The sequence below is a fragment of the Cellulomonas hominis genome, from assembly GCF_014201095.1.
Classification (GTDB): domain Bacteria; phylum Actinomycetota; class Actinomycetes; order Actinomycetales; family Cellulomonadaceae; genus Cellulomonas; species Cellulomonas hominis.
The window spans coordinates 914,284-940,073 of record NZ_JACHDN010000001.1; the positions used below are offsets into that span (position 1 = coordinate 914,284).

21 protein-coding genes are annotated in these 25,790 nt (G+C 72.2%); 6 read left to right on the forward strand and 15 right to left on the reverse strand.

Annotated elements, in window-relative coordinates; translation table 11 throughout:
* Window positions 1-4: 4 nt before the first annotated feature.
* Window positions 5-3,019 (reverse strand): hypothetical protein, encoded by a 3,015-nt coding sequence (locus HNR08_RS04230; protein WP_146838659.1) that lies wholly within the window; start codon window positions 3,017-3,019, stop codon window positions 5-7.
* A 1,045-nt stretch (window positions 3,020-4,064) separates the two neighbouring features.
* On the opposite strand from HNR08_RS04230, the gene HNR08_RS04235 reads away from it, so the two are divergent.
* A complete protein-coding gene (locus HNR08_RS04235) occupies window positions 4,065-6,152 on the forward strand; it encodes an ATP-binding protein (protein ID WP_146838657.1) in 2,088 nt (695 codons plus the stop codon).
* A 43-nt stretch (window positions 6,153-6,195) separates the two neighbouring features.
* Here the strand turns inward: HNR08_RS04235 and HNR08_RS04240 are convergent, their stop codons facing one another.
* From HNR08_RS04240 to HNR08_RS04295, 12 genes are all read right to left on the reverse strand, one after another.
* A complete protein-coding gene (locus tag HNR08_RS04240; protein ID WP_221286308.1) occupies window positions 6,196-7,353 on the reverse strand; it encodes a DNA cytosine methyltransferase in 1,158 nt (385 codons plus the stop codon).
* A 355-nt stretch (window positions 7,354-7,708) separates the two neighbouring features.
* Window positions 7,709-8,923, reverse strand: coding sequence for an aldose epimerase family protein (locus HNR08_RS04245; RefSeq protein ID WP_146838655.1), 1,215 nt, complete (start codon window positions 8,921-8,923; stop codon window positions 7,709-7,711).
* A gap of 291 nt (window positions 8,924-9,214) precedes the next feature.
* Window positions 9,215-9,493 (reverse strand): membrane protein insertion efficiency factor YidD, encoded by a 279-nt coding sequence (yidD, locus tag HNR08_RS04250; protein WP_146838653.1) that lies wholly within the window; start codon window positions 9,491-9,493, stop codon window positions 9,215-9,217.
* A 70-nt stretch (window positions 9,494-9,563) separates the two neighbouring features.
* Window positions 9,564-10,331, reverse strand: coding sequence for a 2-dehydro-3-deoxy-D-gluconate 5-dehydrogenase KduD (kduD, locus tag HNR08_RS04255; protein ID WP_146838651.1), 768 nt, complete (start codon window positions 10,329-10,331; stop codon window positions 9,564-9,566).
* 53 nt (window positions 10,332-10,384) lie between these two features.
* Window positions 10,385-11,206, reverse strand: a complete 822-nt coding sequence (gene kduI, locus HNR08_RS04260; RefSeq protein ID WP_146838649.1) for a 5-dehydro-4-deoxy-D-glucuronate isomerase — start codon at window positions 11,204-11,206, stop codon at window positions 10,385-10,387.
* Complete coding sequence (locus HNR08_RS04265; protein ID WP_146838647.1) at window positions 11,197-12,075, reverse strand: fumarylacetoacetate hydrolase family protein; 879 nt, start codon at window positions 12,073-12,075, stop codon at window positions 11,197-11,199. Before HNR08_RS04265 ends, kduI begins: the two co-directional genes overlap by 10 nt.
* A 13-nt stretch (window positions 12,076-12,088) precedes the next feature.
* Window positions 12,089-13,312 (reverse strand): glycoside hydrolase family 88 protein, encoded by a 1,224-nt coding sequence (locus HNR08_RS04270; RefSeq protein WP_146838645.1) that lies wholly within the window; start codon window positions 13,310-13,312, stop codon window positions 12,089-12,091.
* 70 nt (window positions 13,313-13,382) lie between these two features.
* The gene (locus tag HNR08_RS04275; RefSeq protein WP_146838643.1) at window positions 13,383-14,054 is read right to left on the reverse strand and encodes a YesL family protein; all 672 of its coding nucleotides are present in this window, start codon (window positions 14,052-14,054) and stop codon (window positions 13,383-13,385) included.
* A 5-nt stretch (window positions 14,055-14,059) separates the two neighbouring features.
* A complete protein-coding gene (locus HNR08_RS04280) occupies window positions 14,060-14,959 on the reverse strand; it encodes a carbohydrate ABC transporter permease (protein ID WP_146838641.1) in 900 nt (299 codons plus the stop codon).
* Window positions 14,959-15,873: a carbohydrate ABC transporter permease gene (locus tag HNR08_RS04285; protein WP_146838639.1), complete on the reverse strand. Its 915-nt coding sequence runs from the start codon at window positions 15,871-15,873 to the stop codon at window positions 14,959-14,961. The genes HNR08_RS04280 and HNR08_RS04285 overlap by 1 nt, the downstream gene beginning before the upstream one ends.
* A 77-nt stretch (window positions 15,874-15,950) precedes the next feature.
* Window positions 15,951-17,270: an ABC transporter substrate-binding protein gene (locus HNR08_RS04290; RefSeq protein ID WP_146838637.1), complete on the reverse strand. Its 1,320-nt coding sequence runs from the start codon at window positions 17,268-17,270 to the stop codon at window positions 15,951-15,953.
* Between the two features lie 86 nt (window positions 17,271-17,356).
* Window positions 17,357-19,318, reverse strand: coding sequence for a DUF2264 domain-containing protein (locus tag HNR08_RS04295; RefSeq protein ID WP_246803094.1), 1,962 nt, complete (start codon window positions 19,316-19,318; stop codon window positions 17,357-17,359).
* Window positions 19,319-19,506: 188 nt separating this feature from the next.
* Here HNR08_RS04295 and HNR08_RS04300 point away from each other — a divergent pair, with 188 nt between their 5' ends.
* The 3 genes from HNR08_RS04300 (at window position 19,507) to HNR08_RS04310 (ending at window position 23,771) form a co-directional block, all read left to right on the forward strand.
* Window positions 19,507-21,402 (forward strand): heparinase II/III domain-containing protein, encoded by a 1,896-nt coding sequence (locus HNR08_RS04300; protein ID WP_183834797.1) that lies wholly within the window; start codon window positions 19,507-19,509, stop codon window positions 21,400-21,402.
* Window positions 21,399-22,562 (forward strand): substrate-binding domain-containing protein, encoded by a 1,164-nt coding sequence (locus HNR08_RS04305; RefSeq protein ID WP_146837588.1) that lies wholly within the window; start codon window positions 21,399-21,401, stop codon window positions 22,560-22,562. Before HNR08_RS04300 ends, HNR08_RS04305 begins: the two co-directional genes overlap by 4 nt.
* A gap of 90 nt (window positions 22,563-22,652) precedes the next feature.
* Window positions 22,653-23,771 (forward strand): substrate-binding domain-containing protein, encoded by a 1,119-nt coding sequence (locus HNR08_RS04310; protein ID WP_146837585.1) that lies wholly within the window; start codon window positions 22,653-22,655, stop codon window positions 23,769-23,771.
* 75 nt (window positions 23,772-23,846) lie between these two features.
* On the opposite strand, the gene HNR08_RS04315 is transcribed toward HNR08_RS04310, so the two are convergent.
* On the reverse strand, window positions 23,847-24,443 hold the full coding sequence (locus HNR08_RS04315) for a hypothetical protein (RefSeq protein ID WP_146837582.1): 597 nt from the start codon (window positions 24,441-24,443) through the stop codon (window positions 23,847-23,849).
* 78 nt (window positions 24,444-24,521) lie between these two features.
* Window positions 24,522-24,941, reverse strand: coding sequence for a YkvA family protein (locus tag HNR08_RS04320; RefSeq protein WP_246803060.1), 420 nt, complete (start codon window positions 24,939-24,941; stop codon window positions 24,522-24,524).
* A 198-nt stretch (window positions 24,942-25,139) separates the two neighbouring features.
* Here HNR08_RS04320 and HNR08_RS04325 point away from each other — a divergent pair, with 198 nt between their 5' ends.
* Window positions 25,140-25,475, forward strand: coding sequence for an STAS domain-containing protein (locus HNR08_RS04325; protein ID WP_168429991.1), 336 nt, complete (start codon window positions 25,140-25,142; stop codon window positions 25,473-25,475).
* Complete coding sequence (locus tag HNR08_RS22215; RefSeq protein ID WP_168429992.1) at window positions 25,472-25,726, forward strand: ANTAR domain-containing protein; 255 nt, start codon at window positions 25,472-25,474, stop codon at window positions 25,724-25,726. Before HNR08_RS04325 ends, HNR08_RS22215 begins: the two co-directional genes overlap by 4 nt.
* Window positions 25,727-25,790: the final 64 nt, after the last annotated feature.

Here is a 25,790-nt window from a genome sequence, read left to right on the forward strand (position 1 = left end):
ACGCTCAGTTCTCCAACAGGAAGGTGAGTCGGGCGGCCGTGTCCTCGTCGACACCGCCGTAGACGTGCATGTCACGGAGTTTTCGCGGCGGAGCCGCGGAGCTCAGCACGACTGCACGCTCGTACATGCCGGGGAGCCGCGCCCCGAGCGGCACGACGAGCGACCGTGTGGCGCTGGAGTAGGCCATGAGTGCTCGCCCCGCGAGGCTGGATGCCGCGTGGTGCTTGGCCAGATATGCCGGTGCGTGCGCGAGAGTTCCGTTCTCGAGGTCGCGCTCAGTCCGGACGAAGTACCGCGGTGCGTACCGACCGACCCGGTACGCGCCAGCCGAGTTAGCGTCGACCGCATCGGCCCACGATGCTGTGCCCGGGTTGAACCACTGCACGCTGGTCATCGTCGGCGCCTGAGTTCGCGGGAGCGCGGCCACCACCTCGCTGAGGCGCGGGAGGAACGCGGCGATGGTCGCGCCTGCCCGACCTGGGAGGAGCACGCCGTCGACGTCGAGCCAGTCAGCCAACTCCTCGGAGGTCGCGTCTGTCGAGTACCGGTTAAGGCCGCCCTCGTACTTTCTGAGGGTGATGTCGCGGCCGTGCCGTCGGCATGACCGCCTTGCCGCCGCGACGAGCGAGTCGGTCCAGAATCCGGTCAGGACCCGGGCGTCGCCGATGTCGACGATCGCGGTCGGCGCGATCTCCCAGGCTTCGGGCTGCAGCGTCTCCGGGGAACGACGGACCTCGACGTGCCCCAGCGCCTCGAGGGTCGAGATGAAGTCCCACACGGAGAGGCTGCTTGGATCGAGCTGGCGAGCGACCCGCTCGAGGGACGACACAGGACCGCCGCCGAGGAACCGCAGCGCGTCCAGGGCTACGTCCCAGTCATCCGATCCAGGTTGCGGGTCGGACACGACGGGCGGCAGGCCGGAGACGTCGAGCAGCCTCCGACTGGGGATGTCGGTACTGACCTTGCGCTGGAACGTCGCCCTGTTCCGGTAGTAGTTCGCCGAGTAGCGCTTCTTCGTGCCGCAGTAGGAGCACGTCCCGATCACGGGCGTCGTCGACCGGTCGTTGTATGCGACCTCGGCGATCTCCAGCCGGTGCGCGCCGGTGTAGAAGCACGACTTCGGGTCAGGCCGGTGCAGCGCGACCGAGGGCGAACGCAGCTGGTCGCGGGTCCGGGCCCACCACGGCTGAGTACTAGGCGACGCGAGGTCTACTTCGGGGGTCTCCTCGGCCGCGATGACGATGCCCTGCACGACGCACGGGCCGTCTTCCCGCGTGCCGGCACCGAGGGCGGCCAGCGGTTCAACGAGGGCGTGCACGATCGACTCGTGCCTCAGCCACTGAGCCGCATCGTGGTCTTCAGCGGAGTGGAGCGTGAACTCCTTGCGGGCGCGGACGGTCATGCCGTCGTGCATCTCGAGCGCGTAGTGCCCGTCCTCCAGCTCCTGCGCAGCGAGGTCGACGAGGACAGACCCGGTGCCGTTGTCGGACCACGCGTCGAGCACGTGTCCTTCAACATCGATCGTCTCGACGTCGAGGTCGAGCAGCCGGACCTCGAACGAACCTCCGTCGTGCATCGCCCGGGCCTCCGGCGCGCGCCGCGAGTGCCAGCGGCTGCGTGAGGCGCCAGGGAGAGCGAACCCACCCGCGAGCTTGAGCTGGCTGCTCGTCAGAGGAACGAGGGCGTGAAAGTCCTGATTGAGCTCCGTTGTCGCGGCTGCGGGTCGACCGAACACCTCGACCTTCTCGAACAAGGTCCAGCCCTCGGGAAGGCCCGAACGTGCGGTGTCATGGGTCCAGCCCGGCCGCGCGATCTCACCCAGCAGCGTTCGCACCTTGTCGGCCGCGCGGTCGACGGCGAGCACCACGACGTCGTCGCCCATCAGCACCTGGCGTGTCTCCAGCCAGATGCCCGAGAGCTCGTCTCTCCGAAACACGAGGACCGCGCGCGGCGGGTGGATGACGGTACCGGTGAAGTCGTCCGTGATTTGGAGGACTCCCTGGAGGAAGTGCGCCGACCCGACCTGCTCGGGGTCGTCTAGAGACATCGCTCCCTGAAGGTCCTGCGACGGGACCAGACCCACTCGCTGGTCTCCATCGCGCGCCGCGAGCACCGCTTCACGGGCCTTCCCGGCCTCCGGCAGGAAGAAGTAGGGGTGGACCAGCAGCTTGCGCCTCGGGAAACCGCGGAACTGGAGCCCGAGCAGCGCCCGCCCCCGCGGCCCGACGCCAGACTCGTCCGAGTCGTCGGTCCCGTTCCACGACTGCAGTTCGACGGACGCCACGCCCGCGATCCGCTCTCGGAGGTCCGCCTTCGTCCAGAGCCTGCCGAGGTGGGATCCGCCGCGCTGCTCGTCGGAGAGCCAGGATCCGAGAATGGGCTCCAGCTCGGATGCAGGCACCTCCGAACGGGGCGAGAAGTCGAACTCTGCGAAGAAGCGCTCGAGCCTTCGACGATCCGCCTCGCGGACGAGCGCCTGAGACAGAGGCAGACCGACGAACCGCTTGCCGAGTGCGAACGCCGTCGGCGTTCCTCGCAAGCCGACGAGAGTAGAGAGCCAGAGATTGAGGCCGCCCCACAACGGTTCCGCGACACGCATGTAACTGCGGCTGAGCCGGTCCTTGTCACCGTCGAGCAGATCCGCGAGTCGGCCGTAGTAGTTCGTGGACGCCATGCCGCTGCCGGCCGCCATCCTCTCGGCAGCGAGGGAGAAGACCGCGAGAACGGCGATCGCCGGGTAGGTCTCGGCACGCTCGTGCTCACGCCACGCCCGGACTCGTTCGAGGTGCTGCGCAAAGCCATCCGGCGACTCGAGGTCGATCGTTCGCCTGACGACTGCGACGAGGCCGTCGACGACCCGGTCTGCGTCGAGGTTCAGGCGCTCCCCGACCTCGGCGATCTGCGCCTCCTCGACGTCGAGGTACGCGGGAGTCGCCTCGTCACGCTCCGGGAAGAGGACGTCGGCCAGAACGTTGTTCCAGCGGACGTACTCCTGCCAGTCGGCGCTGCTCGCTCGCACCTGACGTCACCCCCCTTGGTTGCGGCGCCATTATCGGAGCGAAAACTGACGTCGCCGCAGAAGGTCGTCCGATTTTCACCCTTCCGCCAGTCGACGCCGGGGTGCTCCCACCCATGCCCGAGCCACGGCCTGCCTTGGGGTTGCCGAGTACGGCGGCAGCGCACAGAGGCGCGTAGGCGACTGAAGGCTGGCCGCGGTCGAGATCGCGGCCAGCTCCCAGTCTTCCGCCCCTAGCGACGCCCACATCACAGGTCGAACACCGTCGTCGTCCCGGATCGTTGCGGCTGTTCGACGTCGAGCGACTGGATGATGCCGCCGTAGGTGAGGACCCGGACGGTCATGCCGCGGTTGCACAGCGTGCACCGCTCGACGGCGGTGCCGTCTCGGTGGCGCCCCAGGGCTCGGAGGTGATGGTGGCGGTGTCGTGGTGGCCGCCGCCTTGTCACCACCCCAGCGGTCGGTGATGTCGTCGACCCCCACGGCGGCGGGACCACCCAAGACGAGTAGTGCGGCGACCCCGAGCGGAGCTACGACGCCCACGAGACCGCGACGGAGTTGGCGCATCCGCACATTACTCCCTCTGTCCACGTCGACCGGTGCCGCCGCTTGGGACGTCGGTGTCCCGCGACGCGGCGACCCTGGCGCGTGGCGTGGTGCGGTCGAGGGCCCCGAGCGGCGGTGCAGTCGGGGTCGTCGCTACGCCGACGCCGCGGGAGCGTCAATGCGTGCCCGGTCACGGTAAGCCGGCCCCGCCGAGCTCTCGAGGACCAGCCCATCCCGACTCGTCCTATTTCGGGCACGCTTGTGGTCGCGGGCGCGCGAAGCAGATCGTCGACGCGCCAGTCGATGACGGAGGCACCGACCTGCCGCCGAGGGGCACATACGGGATAAGTCGGGCGTTCGACGCCCCCTCCGGCGACGTTGAGCCTACGTTGTCGGCGGCAGTCAAGGCGCGAAGCCCCTTGCGACTCGACTAGCCCATCTCCCAACCGCTAGGTTTTCCGCACGAGAAGCGCTACACGGGTATGGACGGCGAGGGGGCAGCATGGCAACCGACGATGAGGCAGCATTCACTTTCAACTGGCTCGCACTAAAGCTCCTAGGAAAAGGCTTGTACTCGAACCCGTGGAGCGCCCTTTCCGAGTTGGTCGCGAACGGCATCGACGCAGGCGCCAAAACGGTCTATGTCTACGTTGACGCAACCTCGAAGTCGCGCGCGATAATCGAGGTCATCGACGATGGCAGCGGTATGGATCGCCGAGACATAGACACGTATGTCAAGGTCGGTCACAATAAACGGCAGTCGGCCATGATCAGCGACCCTGGGAACAACACGCGCTTTATGGGAAGAAAAGGGATTGGCAAGCTCGCCGCCCTGTTCCTTTCGCCACACTTCTACCTGCAGACCCGCAGAGGAGTGGAGTCCTCCACGTGGGAGCTCGACGCGCGCGAGGGTCGCGTTGCGGACAGCGACAATCCAAAACTCCGCGCGGTAACGAGCCCTGAGTCGACGCCGAACGACTCTCTCTGGGAGAAGCTCGCACACGGCACCAGGCTCACCCTTCTCGACGTCGACCTGACCGGGTACGGCCCGAAGGCGATCGAGGCCCTCGACTCCAGGCTCGCGAATCAATTCCTCCTCGACGACCCCGCAGGCCCGAAGATTCTGATGTGGGTCCGAACGGACGCCACTAAGGTCGAACCAAGTTTTGCCCCAGTCGAGAAGAAGATCGCATTCGGGAACTTTGCCGAACTGCGCTACGCCTACACAACCGACCAAACAATGCCGGCCGAGGTGGCTGCGCCTACGACCGAGGTCCGTCTGCGCGCGAGGGGGCTGCCAGGCGACGCCTTCGTGCACAGTCCAGACTATCGTCGCTTCAGCATAAATCCGGCACAAGATGAAGCCTGGAGCCTAGTCGAGGCCGACACCAATCTCATCGAGCGGACGTACCAGGGGATCAAGTTCGAGCTCACCGGCTGGCTGGCTGTACACGCGACCATCGAATCGAATGCCGCACAAGAAAACGATGATCGCTTCGTTAAGAACAAGTACTACAACCCCGCGCAGATCCGGCTTTATGTCAGAGGTAAGTTGGCGAGCGACCGCCTGCTTTCTCAGCTGGGCCTGACCGGGACATACGCTAACTACATCGAGGGCGAGATCTCTTTTGACCTACTTGACGATGATCGCCTGCGCGATATCTCTACTTCAAATCGTCAGGACTTCGACGAAACAGACAACCGCGTAACCCTACTTCGAGCGCTGATTCGCCCCATCATTCGAGACCTTATGCAGCAGCGCACCAAACTCGCCGATGCGATCAAGAATGAGGTTGACCGACGTAAGTCGGAACAGCAGGCCGCGGGAAAACAGGAGTTCTCACGCCAGGTCCGTCGCGACCTCGACTTCTACGAAGAAATTCCAGACGCCGTAAAGGACGACCTCCAATCGGTCATCGTCAACAAGATCCAGGGCGATGTAACGACTAAGACATCGTTCAAGGTGTTCATATCTCATTCGAGCGCCGACAAGCCGTTCGCCGACTTCATTTACGAGACCCTGCTTCGATGCGGCGCACGTTCGGATGAGGTGTTCTACACATCCAAGACCGGGAGCGTAGAGCAGTACAAGGACACGCGCGCCCTGAGTGCCGTAATCAAGGAGAGTATCGTTGACGCGAACACGCTCATCTTCTACCTTACCAGCCGCCACTTTCTTGGAAGCGAGTACTGCCTATTTGAGGGAGGTGCTGGTTGGGCGACACGCGCCGTTAGTGACTACCTAAAGCTCAACCTCGACTACGAATCTATTCCTAAATTTCTCACTAACGGCAATTCGGAACTCACACTAATCTCATCTACCAACTTGATCGAGCTTCGTCCGGATGTGCACAACTATCTGATCGACTGCGTGCTCAACCCCATGATCGATCATCTCAATCAAGGGCGCTTGGTGCTCGGAGATAAGCTCATCGACACCCTGGATTACCCCACGATGCCGTCTCCGGTCGAACTGGCCGACCGAGGCGAGTCGCCCCGGAAGTACTTCAATAGTGTTATTGAGCACTATTGGCAAGTCCTTGTCGATGAGAATGTCGCTGCATACCTGGCCGGCTACCAGAAGCCGTAGGATTGTCGCGGAAGCGAACCGCTGTTTGCTTGTCGACCCGGCCTCAGGAAGCGATTTCGAGCGGCTGCTCTGGAAGCGAATCGGTGCGGCGTGCGAGGAGCGCCGGGCGAAGAAGGCTCTCCGCGAGCCACTTGACCACGGGCACGCAGACGGCATCACCGAAACCCGAGAATGCGTCATAGTCACTAACCCCTGCGATCGAGTAATCGCCAGCTCCCATCAGTTTGGCGTATTCTAGCGGCGTCATCCATCGCAGGCGAAGAACGCCGAGACCGGTCTCAACGATAGCTTGCCGGGACGACCCCCCGCGGGCCGTTCGAAGACACCCGGCAATGTCGTCAGAACGGATCTCCCACCTGGGCACGCCCGCCCGCATCCTTCGATATGCTGAGCGATAGATGCGCTTCGGCGTCGATCGGAGCGAGTCGAGCCGGGCGCTTTGCATTGGCGAAAGCGAGTCGAGAAACGCGCTAGTGCGCGCGTCGTCCCACCACCTGGCATCGTCCGGACCTAGCCGTTGAGCAAGGTCCGATAGGCCCGACGACAAAATCGGCGGTACCGAGGGCAGCGGGTTGCGATGAGTGCGCAGCGATCGATCGGCGAAGATGGGGTCCAGCCAAGCAGGCCGAAGTTCAGATTGCGCGGGATCGTCCAACACGTCTTCGCCTCTCAAGCCGAGGAGGAACAGCCGTGGCCGAGATTGCGGGACGAATCGCCGGGCGTCGATACTGACGACGTCGATGGAATATCCAAGACCATTCATTGCTCGGATCGCAGACCTGATGTCTTGGCCCGCCCGGCTAGATACAAAACCGGTGACGTTTTCCAGAGCGACGGCGGCCGGGCGGTCGCCACCCATGGTCGCGAGGCTTTTTACGAAGTGCCAGAAGGCGGCACTTGAGCCCTTGTGGAGCCCGGCACGCCCTCCGGCTAGCGAGAGATCGGTGCATGGGAATGATGCCCAGGCTAGGTCGACGCGCTCGGGCATCTGCGACTGCGTAAGAGTGCCCAGGTCTCCCAAATGGAACTGGTGCGCGAGCCCCTGGTCGCCAAAGTGCGCGCGGAACATCGCCTCTTTTTTTGGCGAAATGTCATTGGACCAGGTCACCCGAAGTCCTGCTGCTTCCAGCCCCATCTTTGCGAGCCCGATCCCGGCGAAGTACTCCGCAACGCGAAGTTCAGGTTCGGTCCGATCCGCCACAACACTCCTCAAACCGACCCAGCATCCTGCCAGATGGGATGGTAGCGCGGAGGAGACGCGGCTCGGCGCTCCCAGTGCGGCGGGTCGGCCAACACAGGCGGGCCCGACCAACAGTGCGGTGCGATGGCTGCACCGCGGTCGCGGCGGGCTCCCTCGTGCTCGGCGGCTCTCGGCTGTTCGCGATTCCCGCCGTTCCTGCTCACGCCGATGATCGTCACCCAGGAGAACTCGGCCGAGGTCTACAAGGACGACGCGACCCTCTTCCCGCTGACCCAGGGTTGAGCGTCCGCCGGTAGGGCGGTCGACGACCAGGGGCGGGCCCGGTCTCGGGTCCGCCCCTCGCTGCGCGTGGCCCTCACCGCCGCCCGCGCGACAGGTCGAACACCGTCGTCGTGTCGTACGTCTCCCCGGGCCGCAGCGTCGTGCTCGGGAACTGCGGCTGGTTCGGCGAGTCCGGGAAGTGCTGCGTCTCCAGCGCCAGCCCGTCGGACTGCCGGTACACGCGCCCGCCGGTGCCCACCAGCGTCGCGTCCAGGAAGTTGCCCGAGTAGAACTGGATCCCCGGCTCGGTCGTCCACATCCGCAACGTCCGCCCGGAGTCCGGATCCCGGAGCTTGGCGGCGAGCTGCAGGCTGCCGTCGTCCGGCCGGTCGAGCACCCAGTTGTGGTCGTAGCCCTGCCCGAACAGCAGCTGCTCGAACGGCTCACGGATCCGCTCCCCGATCGCCGTCGCCGACCGGAAGTCCATCGGCGTGCCCGTGACGTCGGCGATCTCGCCCGTCGGGATGAGGGTCGCGTCCACCGGCGTGTAGTGGCTCGCCGGCAGCGTCAGCTCGTGGTCGAGGATCGACGACGTGCCCTCGCCCTGCAGGTTCCAGTACGTGTGGTTCGTCAGGTTCACGACCGTCGGCGCGTCCGTCGTCGCCGTGTAGTGGATCTCGAGCTTCTGGTCGCGGGTCAACGTGTAGGTCACTTGGACGTCGAGCGTGCCCGGGTAGCCCTGGTCGCCCGCGGGGCTGGTCAGGTTCAGCTGGAGGGCGACCGTGCCGTCGCCCTGGATCGGGGTCGCGTCCCACACCAGCTTGTCGAACCCGACGTCGCCGCCGTGCAGGCTGTTCGGCGGGTTGTTGATCGGCAGCTGGTACGTGACGCCGTCGAGCGTGAACCGCCCCTCGGCGATCCGGTTGCCGTACCGGCCGATGAGCGCCCCGAAGTACGGGCTGTTGCCGCTCTCGATGTAGCCGTCCAGGTCGCTGAAGCCGAGGACCACGTTCACCGGGTCGTTCCGGCGGTCGGGGACCTCGAGCGTCTGGATGATGCCGCCGTACGTGAGGATGCGGACGGTCATGCCCTTGTTGCTCAGGGTGTACCGCTCGACCGCCTCACCGCCGCCCGTGGTGCCCCAGGGCTCGGACGTGATCGTCGCGGCGTCGTGGTGACCGCCGCCCTTGTCGCCGCCCCAGCGGTCGGTGCTGTCTCCCGCGGCGGGGACGGACGCCCCCGAGGTGAGCAGGAGCGCGAGCGCCGCCGGGACTGCTGCTGCCGTCAGGCCACGCCGAAGTGAACGCATGCGCATGACTGGATCCCCCTCCACGTCGGCCGCCGGCGTCCCCTGGGACCTCGGTGTCCCGCGGCGGGCGGCCCGTGGTGACGTGGGTGGGGCCGGTCGTCCGGAGGGAGCGGGGCGGTCGGGTTCGACGCTAGGTCGGGTCGGGCGGAGGGTCAATGGCCGCGTCACCGACACTGCCAAGATCCGCTTCGAGCCCCTCCCCCCGGCTCCGCGCTCGGGACGTCACCGGCGGAGGTCCGGCCCCGGGCAGGCACGACCGCGCACGTCCGCCCGGCGCCGGTCGCCGCCCGCCTAGAACCGGAACGGGATCGGCACCGGCCCGCAGCAGCACACCCCCCGCACGTCGCTCTGCGCCAGCATCCCCGCCGCCCGGTAGCACGCCACGAGCTGCACCACGCCCGGCCGCACCCCCCGCAGCACCCCGCGCTCCGCGACGACCCGCCGCACCGCCTCGGAGCACGACACCCCGCCTCCCGCGACCCGGTAGGCGCAGCTCCACCCCTTCCGCGGCGAGATGCGCCGCTGGTACCCACGGATCAGTCGGTCGACGGCGACGGCGGCGAGGCTCATCGACCCACGGTAGGAGCCCGCGCCCGAACCCGCGCGCCGGCTGCCGCGGCGCACCCGCCCCCCGGGATGGTCAGCGGGTCAGCCACCCCCCGTCGACGGCGAGGACGGACCCGTGCACGTAGGCGGACGCGGCGGAGGCGAGGAACACCGCGGCGCCCTGCAGGTCGTCGGGGGTGCCCCACCGGCCGGCGGGGATCCGGGCGAGGATCTCCGCGGAGCGGGTGTCGTCGGCGCGCAGCTGGGCGGTGTTGTCCGTCGCGAAGTACCCGGGGGCGATGGCGTTGACGTTGATGCCGAGCGCGGACCACTCGCTGGCCAGCGCGCGGGTCAGTCCGGCGACGGCGCTCTTGGACGCGGTGTAGGACGGGACGATCTTCCCGCCCTGGAAGGACAGCATCGAGGCGATGTTGATGATCTTGCCGCCCTCGCCCTGCTCGACCAGGACCCGCGCGACGGCCTGGGACAGGTAGAACACGGTCGAGAGGTTGAGGTCGATGACCTCGTCCCAGTTCTGCGGGGAGAACTCGATCGCGGGCTGGCGGCGGATGATGCCGGCGTTGTTCACCAGGACGTCGACGCGGCCCGCGAGGGCCACGGCGTCGGCCACCAGGGCGGTGAGGTCCGCGGGGGTGGCGGCGAGCAGGTCGGTGGTGATCTCGTGCGCGCGGCGGCCGGTCGCCCGGATCGCGTCGAGGGCCTCGGGCGCCGGGCTGCGGTCGACGATGACGACGTCGGCGCCGGCCTGGGCGAGCGCGGTGCTGAACCCGAGGCCCAGGCCGCGCCCGCCGCCGGTGACGAGGGCGACCTTCCCGTCGAGGCGGAACTGGTCGAGGATCATGCGGGAGTCCTTTCGAGGGTGGCGAGCGGTGCGGGCGGTGCGGGCGGGGCGGGTCAGCGCAGCGTCGCGGGGTCGACCGCGACGACGTCGCCGTAGTCGAGGTTCTCCCCGGCCATCGCCCAGACGAACGAGTAGGCGCTGGTCGCCGAGGCGCAGTGGATCGACCACGGCGGCGCCACCACGACGTCCCGGTCGTGCAGCAGCAGCTGGCGGGTGGCCTCCGGCTCGCCCATGAGGTGCACGGCGACGTCCGTCCCCAGGCCGTCGTACAGGTAGACCTCGGTCCGCCGGGAGTGGGTGTGCGGGGGCATCGTGTTCCAGACGCTGCCGGGCTCCAGGGTCGTGATGCCCAGCACGAGCTGGTTGGACTCGATGCCGTCGGCGTGCACGTACTTGCGGATCGTGCGGTGGTTCGACTGCTCCGCCGACCCCAGCACGAGCGCCTCGACGTCGTCGCGGGAGGCCAGGGCCGCGGCGGTCCGGCGGTGCGCCGGCGCGGAGACCAGGTAGACGGTGCCGGTGCCCGACACCGCGACGTTCCGGGTGCCCAGCGGCAGGTACAGCACGTCCTGCGGGCCGACGCCGAACGTCTCGCCGTCCGCCACGACGGTCACGGCACCGGCCAGGCCCACGACCGCGAGCTCGCGGCGCTCCAGCAGGTACCCGGCGGCGATCTCCTCGGGCGCGGTCAGGGCGACCGGGTCGCCACCGGCCACGGTCAGGCCGCCGACCAGCAGCCGGTCGTCGTGCGCGTACCCCCACGACGGCGCCCCCTCGGTGAACAGGCCGGGCAGCACGAACCGCTCGCGCAGCTCGTCGCCGGTCAGCCGGCGGGCGTCGTCGGGGTGGGTGCTCCACAGGCGGGTCACGGACATGGGGTTCCTCCTTGCTCGGGTGCCACCACGACGGACCGCAGGGTCCCGACGTGGCTGACGGTGACCTCGACGACGTCCCCGGGGCGCAGCCAGCGGGGGCCGCGGTCGAGGACGTGCGCGAGCTTCTGCGGGGTGCCGGTCGCGATGACGTCCCCGGGTTCGAGGACGACGACCTGGCTGAGGTAGGACACGATGCGGGCGACCGGGAAGACCATGTCCCGGGTCGAGCCGCGCAGCGTGACCTCGCCGTTGACGCGGGCCTCGACGGTCAGGTCCGCGAGGTCGGGGATCTCGTCGGGCGTGACGACGGCCGGGCCGAGCGGCGCGAAGGTGCGGAACGCCTTGCCGAGCGCCCACTGGCTGCCATGCCGCTGCCAGTCCCGGGCGCTGACGTCGTCCAGGACCGTGTACCCGCCGACGTGGTCGAGGGCCTCCGCCTCGGGCACCCGGTGCGCCCGGCGGCCGATGACGACCGCGAGCTCCGCCTCGTAGTCGACCTCCGCGCTCGCCGGCGGCAGCACGACCGGGTCCTGCGGGCCGGCGACCGCCGAGGCGGGCTTGGTGAACACGTCCGGGTGTGCGGGGTCGTCCTGCGCGGTGTGGCCGCGGTAGTTGTAGCCCACGCACCAGATCGCGCCGGGGCGCGGGACGGGGGCGAGCAGCCGGACGGCGTCGAGCGGGAGGACGTGCGCGGGGTCGGGCGCGCCGACCGCTCGCGCGACCGCGTCGCGCACCGGGCCGGCCGCGCCGAGGACGCCGACCACCGAGTCCGGTGCCGCCGGCACGGCCGCGGCCAGGTCGAGGACCCCGCCGGGCACCAGGGCGCCGACCCCGGTGCGGGCCCCGGTCGCGAACCGGACCAGACGCATCGCCGCCCGCCCCTCAGGCCCCGGCCGCGGCCGCGGCGGCGGGACGGACCCACCACACGGAGTCCCAGCCGGGCAGGAGCCGGCGGGTCAGGGCCTCCAGGTAGTAGTAGTCGCCCCAGAGGTTGCCCTCGTCGACGCCCACGGACTTCGGCATGTCGTAGACGCCGTGCAGCAGGTGCGGCGCCCCGGGACCGGCGTCGGGGCCGGAGGTGAACGACGCCGCGAGCGAGTCGAGCACCGCTTCCCCCGCGCGCCGGTAGCGGCCGGCCGCGGCGGCGCCCTCGGCGTCGCCCGGCAGCAGCCGGGCCAGCTCGTCCAGCCCGCACGCGGCGATCGCGGCCGACGACGAGTCGCGCTCGGCCAGCGTCCCGTCGGTGAGGACGAGGTCCCAGAACGCGACGTGGTCCTCGGGCAGGTGCGCGAGGAAGTAGTCCGCGCACCGCCGGGCCGCGTCGAGGAAGGACGCGTCGCCGGTCTCCCGGTAGGCGAGCGCGAACCCGAAGATGCCCCAGGCCTGCCCGCGCGCCCAGCAGGACCCGTCGGACAGTCCCTGCTCGGTGCCCCCGCGCAGCGGCGCACCGGTCTCGGCGTCCCAGAAGAAGGTGTGGAACGTGGTGTCGTCCGGCCGCAGGATGTGGTCGCGCAGCTGCGCGGTGTGCCGGTCGGCCGCCGCGGCGAACCGCGGGTCGCCGGACTCCGCGGACGCCCACCGCAGCAGCGGCATGTTCATCAGGCTGTCGATGATGGTCCGCCCGCGCTGCGCCGGGTCGCTCAGGTCGCCCCACGCCTGCACGATCCCCGCGGGCTCGAGGAACCGGCGCATGAGCGCGTCGGCCGCCCCGAGCGCCGCGGCCCGCGCGCCGGTGTCCCCCGTGCGACGCCACGCGGTCACGCAGGACAGCGTGTAGAGGAAGCCGAGGTCGTGGGTGTCGATGTCGACCTCGCGCGCGATCCGGTCCGCGAACGAGGCGACGTGCGCCGACGCGGCGTCGAGGTAGCGCTGCTCCCCGGTGAGCTCGTGGGCGAGCCAGAGCTGGCCGGGCCAGAAGCTGGTGGTCCAGCCCCGGTTGGCGCCCTCGGGCAGGTCTGCCGTCGCGGGGCGCAGCGGGTAGCGGCCGCCGGACGTCGTGTCGTCCGGGTAGCGGTCGCCGAACTCGGCGATGTTCGCGTCCAGGGTGCGCAGGGCGGCGGCGAGGGCGTCGCGCGTCGCCGGCGCCAGGGCGTCGGTCGTCGTCATGGGGTGTGTCTCCAAGCTGAGGGGGTTGCGGGCGCGGGCGCGAGGGTCCGGCGGTGGCCGGGGCCGGACGTCAGGCGGGGGCGGGCTCGCCGCCGGGCGGGACGAGTGCGGGGCGCAGGGCGAACCGGCAGTTCGCCCACACCGCGTAGAGCAGCGGCGCGGCGGCGAGCCCCAGGCCGAGGGCCGGCCGGCTCGCGACGAACCCGGCGAGCAGGGCCAGGACGACCAGCGAGACCGCCGTGAGGTACCACCGGCGCAGGCCCAGGTACGCCGACCAGAGCAGCAGGTCCCGCAGCCGGGCGTCCGGGGCCTGCGCGAGGGCGACCACGGCGTGCGGGCCGGTCACCGCCACGAGCGCCAGGCCGACGGCGAGCACCGGGATGGCGACCGCGCCCGCCGTCGTGCCGAACAGCACCCGCACGTCGACGACCAGCACGGTCGCCAGGCCGGTCAGCAGGGCGCCGAGGACGAGCGCCTTGCCCAGGCTCCGCCGCCACGCGGCCGCGAAGGTGCGCAGCAGCCCCTCGTCCTTCTCGGCGAACACCGCGCACACCCCGACGAGCGTGGGGAACGACAGCGGCGCGAGGGCGACGAGCAGCGGCCAGGTCCGCCCCAGGTCCGTCGCGACGAGCACGACGGTGAAGGGGAGGTTCCCGAGCACCAGGAGCAGGTTTGCCAGCAGGGCCCGGTACACCGTGTCCATGGCGGTGCCGAGGGTGTCGTGGGAGATCCAGCGGCGCACGGCGGTCAGCCCTTCATCCCGGAGGTCGCGATGCCCTCGACGAAGTACCGCTGGCCGAGCAGGAAGATGACCGCGATCGGCAGCACCGAGAGCACCGAGCCGGTCATGATCAGCGCGTACTCGGCGTTGTACTGCGAGATGAACGTCCGCAGGCCGAGCTGGATCGTCCACAGGTCCCGGTCGCGCAGGTACACCAGCGGGCCGAGGTAGTCGTTCCAGGTGTTGACGAACGTCAGCAGCGTCAGCGAGGCGAGCGCCGGGCGGGACAGCGGCAGCATGATGCGGCGCCAGATGCCGTACTCCGACAGGCCGTCGAGCCGGGCCGCCTCCGAGAGCTCCTCCGGGACCGTCTCGTAGAACTGCTTCATCAGGAAGACGCCGAACGCCCCGAACGCCTGCAGGGCGATGATCGACCACAGCGAGTTCGCGAGGTTCAGCTTCGAGAACAGGATGAACTGCGGGATCATGTACGCCTGCCACGGCACGGCGATGGTGCCGATGTACGTGAGGAACAGCGCGTCGCGGCCGGGGAACCGGGTCTTCGCGAACCCGTAGGCGGCGAACGAGCCGGTGAGCACCTGCAGGAACGTGACCACCACGGACAGGATCAGCGTGTTCTTCAGCCAGGTCGTCATGTCCGACCGCGTGAAGATGTCGACGTAGTTGTGCCACTGGGCGACCTCGGGCACCCACTGGATCGGCACGGTGAAGACGGTGTTGTTCGTCTTCAGGGACGACATCACCATCCAGTAGAACGGCGGCAGCACCGCCGCGGAGGCCACGACCAGCACGAGGTAGCCGAGGATCCTGCCGGCGACGGACAGGGGCCGGCGCGGCTGGGGACGGCGGGCCGGGGCGCCGGCGAGCCGGGGCAGCGGGGCCGGCCGCAGGGTCGAGGTGGACATCAGCGGTCCCTCCGCTTGTTCACGACGAACTGGATGATCGTGATGGCGATGCAGATCGCGAACAGGACGATCGAGCTGGCCGAGGCGTAGCCGAACTGGTTCTCGACGAAGCCCTTCTGGTAGATGAACTGGGACAGCACGAGGGTGGACTGGCCCGGGCCGCCGTTCGTCATCACGAGGATCAGGTCGAAGATCTTGAACGACCCGATGGTGAGCAGCACCGTCACGAGGAAGGTGGTGGGCCGCAGCGACGGGATGGTGACGTTCCGGAACCGCTGCCACGGGCCGGCGCCGTCCATCCGCGCTGCCTCGTACAGCTCCGGCGGGATGGTCTGCAGCCCCGCGAGGAACAGCAGCATGTAGTAACCCATCTCGCGCCACGTGGCGACGATGATGACGGCCGGCATCGACCAGTCCGCCGACGTCGTCCACCCGGGCGGGTTCTCGACGCCCAGGAACGACAGGAACTGGTTGACCGGCCCGAACTCGGGGCTGAACAGCATGTTCCAGACCACCGCGATCGCGACGATCGACGTGATGTACGGGAAGAACGCCGCGGTGCGGAAGAACGCCACGCCGCGCAGCTTGCGGTTCAGCAGCAGCGCCAGCCCGAGGGAGGCGGCGAGCGTCAGCGGGATGTGGAAGACCGTGTAGTACACGGTGTTGAACAGCGCGGTGTGGAACGAGGCGTCGCGGACCAGCCGCGTGAAGTTGTCCAGCCCGACCCAGGGCGCCGTGCCGAACGCGTTCCAGCTGGTGAACGCGAGGTAGAACAGCGCGATCACCGGGACGAGCGTCAGGACGGCGAAGCCGACGAAGTTCGGGAGGATGAAGCTCCAGCCCACCAGCGCGTTGCGGCGGCGGAGCCGGCCCCGGTGCGCCGGCTCCGGCGGGGCGAGGGTCTGAGGTGCCATGGTGTCGTCTTCTCTCGGGTGCGGGTCCGGGCCGGTCCCGGCCGGTGCGCCGCGGGCGACGCACCGGCCGGGGGGTGTCAGCCGATCCCGACCTCGGAGGAGACCCGGCCCTCCGCCTCGGAGATGCCGTCGGCCACCGACGAGCTGCCGGACATGATCGCCGAGTGGGCGTCGTTGAGGATCGCCTGGATCGAGGCGGTCTGCTCCGCCACCGGGTTCTCCGGGCGGGTGTCGTGCGTCGAGAACGCGAACTTCGACAGGTCGTCCGTCGGCATGCCGTCCAGGCCGAAGAACGTCTCGGTCACCGCGTCGTTGCTCAGCGCCGGCGTCACGCCGAGCCCGCTCAGGACGGTGGCGCCGCCCTCACCGGCGACCCAGGCCAGGAAGTCCTTCGCCGCGTCGAGCTTCGCGTCGTCGATGGCGGGGTTGATGCCGAACGCCGTCGGGTCGCCGAACGTCACCGGGGTGTTGTCGGTCCCGGCGGTGCTGTCGTCGAACTGCGGCGCCGGCGCGATGCCCCAGCTGAAGTCCTCGGCCTCGCCGTTCGCCTGCTGGGCCAGCAGGGTGCCGATGTACCAGGAGCCCATCGGGAGCATGGCGGCCTTCTGCGTGCCGAACTCCGCCTGGTACGTCAGCGAGCTGGTCGTCACCGTGCCGTAGGTCTGCTGCGCGCCGGCGTCCTGCAGGTCGACCGCCCGCTGGTAGTACGGCTCGAGGTAGGAGTAGTCCCCGCTGAGCAGGTCGGCGTCCGGGGTCTGCGCCAGCGCGAAGCCCTGGACGAGCGACTGCCAGGAGTGCTGGTAGGTGCCCTTGGCGCCCTGGTCGGCGAGGCCCTCGGTGAGCTGCTCGGCCGCGTCCGCGTAGTCGTCCCAGGTCCAGGAGCCGTCGGGGTACTCGACCCCGGCCGCGTCGAACAGGTCCTGGTTGTAGTAGAGGACCCACGAGTCCTGCCGGTACGGGATCGCCCAGGTCGCGCCGTCGATCTCGTAGCTGCTCACGCCGCTCACCGCGGCGTCGAGGCCCTCGGCGACGTCGGAGACGTCGAGCAGCTGGCCGCCCGACTGGAAGGTCCACAGCTTGTTGAGGTTCTTCAGGACGTACAGGTCCGGGGCGGTCCCGGCGGCCAGGTCGGAGATGATCTGGGTGTCGTAGTCGTTGCCGTCGCGGTACTCGACGACCTCGACGGTGACGTCCGGGTTCTCCGCGTGGTAGCCGTCGGCCAGGGCCTGGAACTCGGGGGTGCTGTTGAGCGCCCACCCGGAGATCCTGAGGGTGACGGGCCCGGAGGACGCCGGGTCCTCGCTCGCACCGCCGCCGTCGTCCCCGCCGCCGCAGGCGGTCAGGGTGAGGGCCGCAGCCGCGGCCAGCCCGACAGCGGTCATCGTCGAACGCTTCATCGTTGCTCCTTCAGGGGGTTCCGGGCCCCAACGCTGGGACCGGGTGGGGTTCCGGCAGGTCGACGTGGCCGGCCGGGCTCGGAGGGCTAGTCGGTCGGGGGCTCGGCGTCGTGCAGCGGGACGCGCGTGCGGGTGGCGGCGCCGTCGGGCCAGGTGACCCGCAGCGTCGCGTGCGTGGGGGTCTCGCCCTCGAGGACGACCTGGGCACCGCGCGGCGCCGGCGGCTGAGGGCGCCCGTCGAGCGTGACGAGCACGGCGGCCCAGGTGCCGGGGCGGGCGGGCAGGTCGGCCCAGGGCACCCGCACCCGATCCGCCAGGGGGCTCGCGCCGGACCGCTCGACGACGCCGGTGCGGGCGTCCCCGCCGAGCAGGACCGTGACGCTCGAGGTCAGCCGGTCGTCGGTGCCGACGGGCCAGCCGCCGACCCGGAGCCGCAGCCCCTGCGCATCGCCGTCCACGACGTCCTCGACGCGCACGGCTCGCACCTCCCACGGGCCGCGCACCAGCGAGGCGACCAGCAGCGTGCCCGCCGGCTCCGCGACGCCCGCGAGCCCGGAGCCGTGCTGCACCTGGTGCTCGTCGGGGACGAGGCGGTGCGCGGCGGCGCGGGACACGGCGACGCCGACGGGCACCTCGCCGTCGTCGACGCGGGTGGCGAGCAGGCGGAAGCCGGTCCGGTGGGTCGCCCGGCCCGCGCCGTCCACGAGGGTGACGGACCCGTCGAGCGGGTCGGTCCAGGCGGCGTCGTCCAGCAGCGGGGCGGTGGCGGTCGAGTAGCCGATCCGGGCGTAGAGCGGGGAGTCCCCGCCGGTCGCGCCCTCGGCGGCGTGGTCGGTGCCGTGGTTGGCGACCCGCACGACGCCGTCGGCGGCCGTGCCGGCGACGACCCAGCCGGGGGCCCGCACCGCGCGCAGCGTGTCGCCCTGCTCGACGGGCAGCGGCTCCTCGGTGGCGGTCCACACCGGGTGGTCGGCCGGCAGCGCCAGGCCGAGCAGCCCCTTGCTCGCCCAGTACGGCGAGCCCGGGCCGGAGTAGGACTGCGCGAGCCGCGGCCAGGAGCCGTGCCAGCCGAGCGACAGCAGCCCGCGCTCGTCCGGGGCGCCCGCCGCGACGAAGTGCTCGACGACGCCCGAGGCCGCGCGGCGCAGCAGGCCGGGCGCGAGCGACGGCACCTCGGCCATCGCCCCGACCCAGAACGGGGCGGCGGCCGCGAACCGGTAGACGAGGCTGCGGCCCTGGAGGAGCGGGGAGCCGTCGGCACCCACCAGGTGCACGGCGTCGGTCAGGTACCGGTCGAGTGCGGCGGCGTCGGCGCGGCGGGCCTCGGGCGCGCGCAGCGCGGCGGCCCCGGCCATGCGGGCCCACAGGGTCGGGTACAGGTGCAGCGCCCAGCCGACGTAGTGGTCGTAGGAGCGCTCGGCGCCGTCGGACAACCAGCCGTCCGGGCGGGTGAACGTGTCGTGCGTCGCCAGGTCCTCCGCGACGTCGTCCGGGGACCACGGCCCGCCGACCGAGCGCAGGAACGTCTGCACGACCAGGCGGAACCACACCCAGTTGATCCGCGGGTAGGTCGGGTCGCCGACCGCCGGCGCGAGGTAGTCGACCACCTGCTCCTGCACGCGGGGCGCGAGGCGGTCCCAGATCCACGGGCGGGTCAGGTCCAGCACGAGCGCGATCGACGCGGCCTCGACCTTCGCCTGCGCGTGCTCGTCGAGGCGGACCCAGCGGTCCGGCGCGTGCGGGTCGGTGCCGGTCGCGATGCCCCGGGCGTACCACTCGGCCAGGTGCGTCGGGTCGGCGCCCCGCTCGCCTGCCAGCCGGAAGCCCGCGAGCAGGAACGTGCGGGCGAAGCCCTCGAGCCCGTCGACGTCCCGGCCGTACCCGCCGGCGGCGCCGGGCGGCGTGATGCGGGCGTGGCCCGGCGAGGCGAACGGCCGCGCGCCGTCGAGGAGGGTGTCCGCGAGCGCCAGCCACGTCCCGCGCGTCCACCCGGTGAGCGGCGAGCGCACGCGGTCGAGGCCGGCGTGGAGTGCTGCGGGTGCGGTCACTGGTCTTCTCCGTCGAAGGGCGCTGGTCGCCCGCGCCGGGTTCGATCACGAACGGTCCGAACCGGCCGGGCAGAGACGAGTGAATCGTTCAGAATCGAACATGTCAAGACCGTAACCGAACTGCTATGATCACAACCGAATCGAGGACGCCCTCGAATCGATCAGATCCGACGGCTCGACGAGGAGACATGGAGCCCATCCCGCACGGCGCCCCGTTCGCGGGGCCGCTGGCCGCCCGGTGGGGCGCTGCCGCACTGACGCCGCCGCTGCTCCCGGGCCGCGCGCTCCCCGTCCCCCCGGCGTCCGACCGCAGCACGTGGGACGCCGTCGACCGGCCCACCGTCGACGCCCTGCTCGCCCGCGCGACGGCCGAGGCCGACACGCCGTGGCCCGCGACGACCGCCCGCACCGTCGCGCGGGTGTTCCGCGACGGCGACCGGGACGCGCACGAGCAGCGCGTGCTCGCCCGCCAGCACCGCCTCACCCGCGCCGCGGTGCTCGCCGCCGCGCTCCCCTCGGACGACCGGCTGGACGAGGTCGCGGACGGCGTGCTGCTGCTCTGCGAGCAGACGTCCTGGTGCTGGCCCGCGCACGACCGGTTCGCCGCCGCGCGCGGGAACGTGCTGCCCGACGTCGCCGCGCCGTTCCTCGACCTCGGGGCCGGCGAGGTCGCCGCGCAGCTCGCCTGGATCGACCACCTGCTCGGCCCGGAGCTCGACGCCCGGTGGCCCGGGCTGCGCGCGCGCCTCCGGCAGGAGGTCGACGCCCGCGTGCTCCGCCCCTTCGAGGACCGGGGCGACTGGCACTGGATCGGCCTCGACGGCGACGTGCACAACTGGAACCCGTGGATCCACGGGAACGTCCTCGTCGCCGCGCTCGCGCTGGTGGACGACGCCGGCCGCCGGTCCCGGCTGGTCGCGCGGGTCGTCGAGGGGCTGGACCGGTACGTCGCCGTGCTGCCCGCCGACGGGGCGATCGACGAGGGCTACTCCTACTGGTGGAACGGCGCGTGCCGGGCGCTGGAGGCGCTCGACCTGCTCGCGTCGGCCACCGGCGGGGCGCTCGACGCCACCGGCGTCCCGGCGCTCACGCAGACCGTGGCGTTCCCGCACCGCATGCACCTCGGCGGCGCCTGGTACCTCAACGTCGCGGACGGCCAGGCCCGCCCGCCCGCGAACCAGCCGTGGCACGCCCTGCACCGCGCCGCCCGGGCCTGCGGCGACGCGGACGCCGCCCGGCACGCCGCCGCCCACCGCGTGCCCGGCGCCCCCGTCGCCGACGAGTCCGGCGGCCTCGGCCGGCTGCTGCGCGCGCTCACCGACCCCGCGTGGGCCGGCGCGGAGCCCGCGACGTCGCCGCTGCCCCGGGACGTCTGGCTGCCCTCCGTCCAGGTCCTGCTCGCGCGCGGGTCGGCCGGGTCCGCCGACGGGCTGACGCTCGCCGCCAAGGGCGGGCACGACGACGAGCACCACAACCACAACGACGTCGGCTCGTTCGTCGTCGCCCTGCGCGGCGTGCCCGTGGCGGTCGACGCCGGGCGGCCCACCTACACCCGGCAGACGTTCTCCCCCGACCGGTACGCCATCTGGACGATGCAGTCGGCGTGGCACAACGTGCCGTCGGTCGCCGGGGTGGACCAGCCGGCGTCGCGGGCCGCCGCCGCGCGGGACGTCCGGGCCGAGGTGGGTGGCTCGGCGACGTCGCTCGACCTGGATCTCACGGACGCCTACCCGGGGTCGGGTGCCACGTCGTGGCGCCGGACGGCGCGGCTCGACCGGGAGTCCGGGCGGGTGACCGTGCGGGACGCGTGGGCGGTCCCCGGCGGCGGGGTCTCGTGCGTGCGGGTGCTGCTCGCCGGCGAGGTCGCGCGCGAGGCGGACGGCCTGCTCGTCCGGGCGCTCGACGGCGCCGGGACCGTGCGGCTGCGCTGGTCCGGGGACGTCGCGGCCGCCGCCGTCGAACGGCGGGCGCTGGACGACCCGATGCTCACCGACGTCTGGGGCGGGGCGCTGACCCGCCTCACCCTGACCCTCCTCGACACCCCGGGCGGGACGGTCGAGGTCACGCTGGAGGAGTGCCCATGACCACCGACGCCCTCGGGCCGCTCGCCGTCGACCGCCGCGCGCAGGTGCTCGACGTCCTGCACCGGCGCGGCTCCGCGCGGGTGTCGGAGCTGACCGAGGAGCTCGGCGTCACCGCCGTCACCGTGCGCCGCGACATCGCGCGGCTCGCCGAGGAGGGGCTGGTGCAGCGGGTGCACGGCGGGGTGACGCTGCTGCGGGCGCCGGAGGAGGGCGAGGGGGGCGTCGCCGCGCCGGGCGCCGCGGCGGTCCCGCCCGTGCCCGCTCCCGCACCCGCTCCCGCGCCCGACGCCCCGGCGCGGCCTGCCGGCCGGGGGCGGCCCGCGACCGTCGGCATGCTCGTGCCGTCGCTCGACTACTACTGGCCGCGCGTCGCCCGCGGCGTCGAGGGGGCCGCCCGGGCGCACGGCCTCGGCGTCGTGCTGCGCGGCAGCAGCTACGAGTCCGACGACGACCGCCCGCACCTCGAGCGCCTGATCGAGCAGGTCGGCGACGGCGGGCTGGTCGTCGCCCCGCGCACCGACACCGCGACCGCCGCGGACACCCTCGCGTGGCTCGCGGGCACCGGCGTCCCCACCGTCCTCGCGGAACGCACCGTCGACGGCCCGCAGCACGCCGCGTTCGACTCCGTGCACAGCGACCACGCCGAGGGGGCCGAGGCCGCGGTGCGGCACCTCGTCGGGCTCGGCCACCAGCGCCTCGGCATCGTCGTCAGCGCGCACAGCCCCACCGGGCCGAGCCTGCGCCGCGGCTGGCTCGCCGCCACCACCGGCGTCACGCGGACCCTCGACATCGCCTCCCCCGACCCCGGCCGGGCCGGCTGGGAGGAGGCCGTCGCGGCCGTCGTCGCGCAGTGCCGCGAGACCGGCACGACCGCCCTGCTCGTGCACGCCGACGCCACCGCCGTCGCCCTGGTGCAGGCGTTCGAGCAGCACGGCGTCGACGTCCCCCGGGACCTGTCGCTGATCGCGTACGACGACGAGGTCGCCGGGCTGTTCAGCCCGCCGCTCACCGCCGTCCGGCCGCACCGGCACGCCCTGGGGCGCGCGGCCGTGGAGCTGCTGACCGCGCGGCTGGCCGACCCGGGGCGGCCGACGCACCGGGTGCTCATCACGCCGTCGCTGCGCGTCCGGGAGTCCACGGCGCCCCCGCGCCGGCCCTGACGTCCCGGGAGCTGCCCTCGCGTGCGCTCCCGGGAGCGCGCTCGGCAGTATGGTCGGTCCGGGCCGGGGCGGCCCCGGACGGGAGACGCAGTGAGCGACGGGACCAGCAGGCACCTCGCCGTGAGCCGGCGCGCGCAGGTGCTCGAGGCCCTGCACGCCCACGGCACCGTGCGCGTCTCCGACCTCGCCGCCGAGCTCGGCGTCACCACCGTGACGGTGCGCCGCGACATCACCCAGCTCGTCGACGAGGGCCTCGCGCTCCGCGTGCACGGCGGGGCCACGCTGAACCCGGCCGCGGACCCGGCGCCCGGCGCGCCGGTGCCGCCCGCCGCGCCGGCCGGCCCCGCCCCCGGGTCGACCGGGACCATCGGCATGCTCGTCCCCTCCCTCGACTACTACTGGCCCGGCGTGGCCCGCGGCGCCGAGGAGCGCGCGGCGGCCGGCGGCCTGCGGCTCCGCCTGCGCGGCTCCTCCTACGAGATCGAGGACGAGCGCCCGCAGCTCGAGCGCCTCATGCGCGGGGGTGCCGACGCCCTGCTCGTCGCGCCGTCGCTCGACAGCCCCCACACCGAGGACGTGCTCGCCTGGCTCGGCGACGTCGACGTCCCGGTCGTCCTCGTCGAGCGCACCGCCCGCACCGGCAGCACGCACGCCGCGATGGAGTCCGTCGTCACCGACCACGCCCTCGGTGCCGAGACCGCCGTCCGGCACCTCACCGCGCTCGGCCACCGGCGCATCGGCATCGCCCTCAGCGCCCAGAGCCCGCACACCCCGGAGCTGCGCGCCGGCTGGTCCCGCGCCCTCGCCGCCTGCGGCCTCGACCCGGACGGCGCGGTCGACCTCGACATCCCCGACCGCCGCGCCGCCGACTGGCAGCAGCACGTCGAGGCCGTCGTGGAGGCGGCCCTGCGCACCGGGACCACCGCGCTGCTCGTGCACTCCGACCCCGAGGCCATGGGCGTCGTCCAGCACTGCGAGGAGCGGGGCGTCCCGGTCCCCGACGCGCTGTCCGTGGTGGCGTACGACGACGAGGTCGCCGGGCTGTTCAGCCCCGCGCTGACCGCCGTGCGCCCCCCGCGCGCCTGGGTCGGCCGGGCGGCCGTGGACCTGGCCGTCGCGCGCCTCGCCGACCCGGCGCGGCCGGTGCACCGGGTCGTCGTCAGCCCGAGCCTCGTGCTGCGGGACTCGACGGCGGCCCCGGCCGGGTAGCGAGCCGTCGACCGGCTGGACGCCCGCTCGGCGCCCACGGCCTCCACCGGCACTCGGCCGCGACGACGGTGGTCGTCAGCGTCCGGAGCCGAGGGCCCCGCGCCACCGCCGCGCGGCCAGCACCCCGCCCGCGCCGAGTGACGCGCCCGCCACCACCCCGCCGGCCACCAGCACCCGGAGCGCCGTCCCCTGCGGCCCCCGCCCGACGGTGACGACCACGGTGGTGGGCCGGTCCGGCAGCATCGGCGACAGCGACACCGACACGACGAGGTCCCCGCGCACCGCGTCCACCTCGCCCTCCAGCGCGGAGGCGTCCACCGCGTCCTCGTCGACCGCCCAGCCGGCGTCCCGGAGCCCGTCCGCGAGGGTGCCGAGCGTCGCGAACCCGAGGCTGGTCGCGTCCCACCGCACGACGCCCCGGTCGAGCGAGGGCGCCCAGGCACCGGTCACCACCGGCTCGTGCGCCGGGGTGAACTCCGCCGGCGTGAGGGTCCGGGCGGCGGCGCGCAGGTCGTCGTCCGACGGCTGGACGACGGACCAGTGCAGGGCGAGCCCGGCGACCAGCCCGACGACGGCGCCCACCAGCCCGAGCAGCACCGGCGCCCGGGCGCGCCGCACCCGGCTCGGACGCGGCTGGACCGGCGACCACCCCGCGGACCCGGTCACCGTCACCCGGCGAGCATCCCGGATCCGGGCCCCCGGCAGAGCCTCGGGGCCGCCGGTTCACCCGTCCGGTGGGCGCCCGGCCCGTCAGGCCGACGTCGGCGCCGGCAGCCGCGCGAGCCGGCACACCGCCGCGAGCCCGTCGGCCGTCCCGGGCCAGTTCCGGGCGAGCGCCCCGACCCCGGCCCGCCGCGCCACCGACCGCAGCACCAGCGCCACGACCACCGCGTCGTCCGCGTACCCGATGACGGGCAGGACGTCCGGCACCAGGTCGATCGGCAGCGCCAGGTACCCGAGCAGCAGCCACAGCCGCACCCGGACGCCCCGCGGCACCTCACGGTCCACGGCGAGCCGGCGGATCAGCCGGACGACGTCGGGCAGCAGGCGCAGCGCCTCCCGCACCGACCCCTCGTCCGGCTTCGCCAGCCACAGGGCCGCCACGAGCGCGACCCACAGCAGGAGGACGCCGCCGACGACCGGCAGCAGCCACTGCAGCACGATGTCCACGGGTCGAGTCTGCCCGCCGGCGGTCGCGCAGGCCCGGCCGCGTGCCTGACCTGCAGTGCTGTCCCTTCTCTCGAAACGGTGAGACCGTGGAGCAGGTGCGGGGCGTCGCCGCACGACGGATCCACGACCACCCATGACGTGCACGGACCGCGCCCAGCATCGGCGCGTCGGCAGCGAGACGTCTCGGGGGCGAGATCCATGCACCGCACCACCAGCATCACCGTCCAGGACGACGGGACCGTCACGACGGTCCGGCTCTCCGGCGAGATCGACGTGACCACCCGGGACGCGGGACGCCGGGCCGTCGCGGCCGCCGCGGCCGGCGGGCTCCCGGTCGTCCTCGACCTCCGCGAGGTCGAGTTCATCGACTCGTCGGGCGTGGCGTTCCTCCTGCAGTGCCACCGCGCCTGCACGTCCGCGGGCCTGGACTGCCGGCTCCGCGACGTGCCCCGGCAGGCCGAGGTCGTCCTCACCGTGCTCGGGCTGCGGGACGTGCTGCCCGTCGTGCGCGACCACGCCTCGGCCGGCCGGTGAGCGCCGGGCCCGGGAGCACCGGGCCGGAGGGCGACGACCCCGCCGCCGCGTGGGAGGTCGTGCGGGCGCGGCTCGCACGGCACGCGCTGGTCGAGCAGGCCGTCGGCGTGCTCATGGAGCAGGACGGGTGCGGGCCGCGCAAGGCGCTGCGGCGGCTGGTGGACGACGCGACCGACCTCGACGTCACCGTCCCCGAGGCCGCGCGCCGCGTGATCGCGAGGCTCGACGACCGGCCCGTGCGCTGGTCCTGAGGCGGTTGCCGGCGGGCCGTCGAGCGCCCGCCGGGCAGCCCGGCCAGCGGGGAGCACGAGCGCG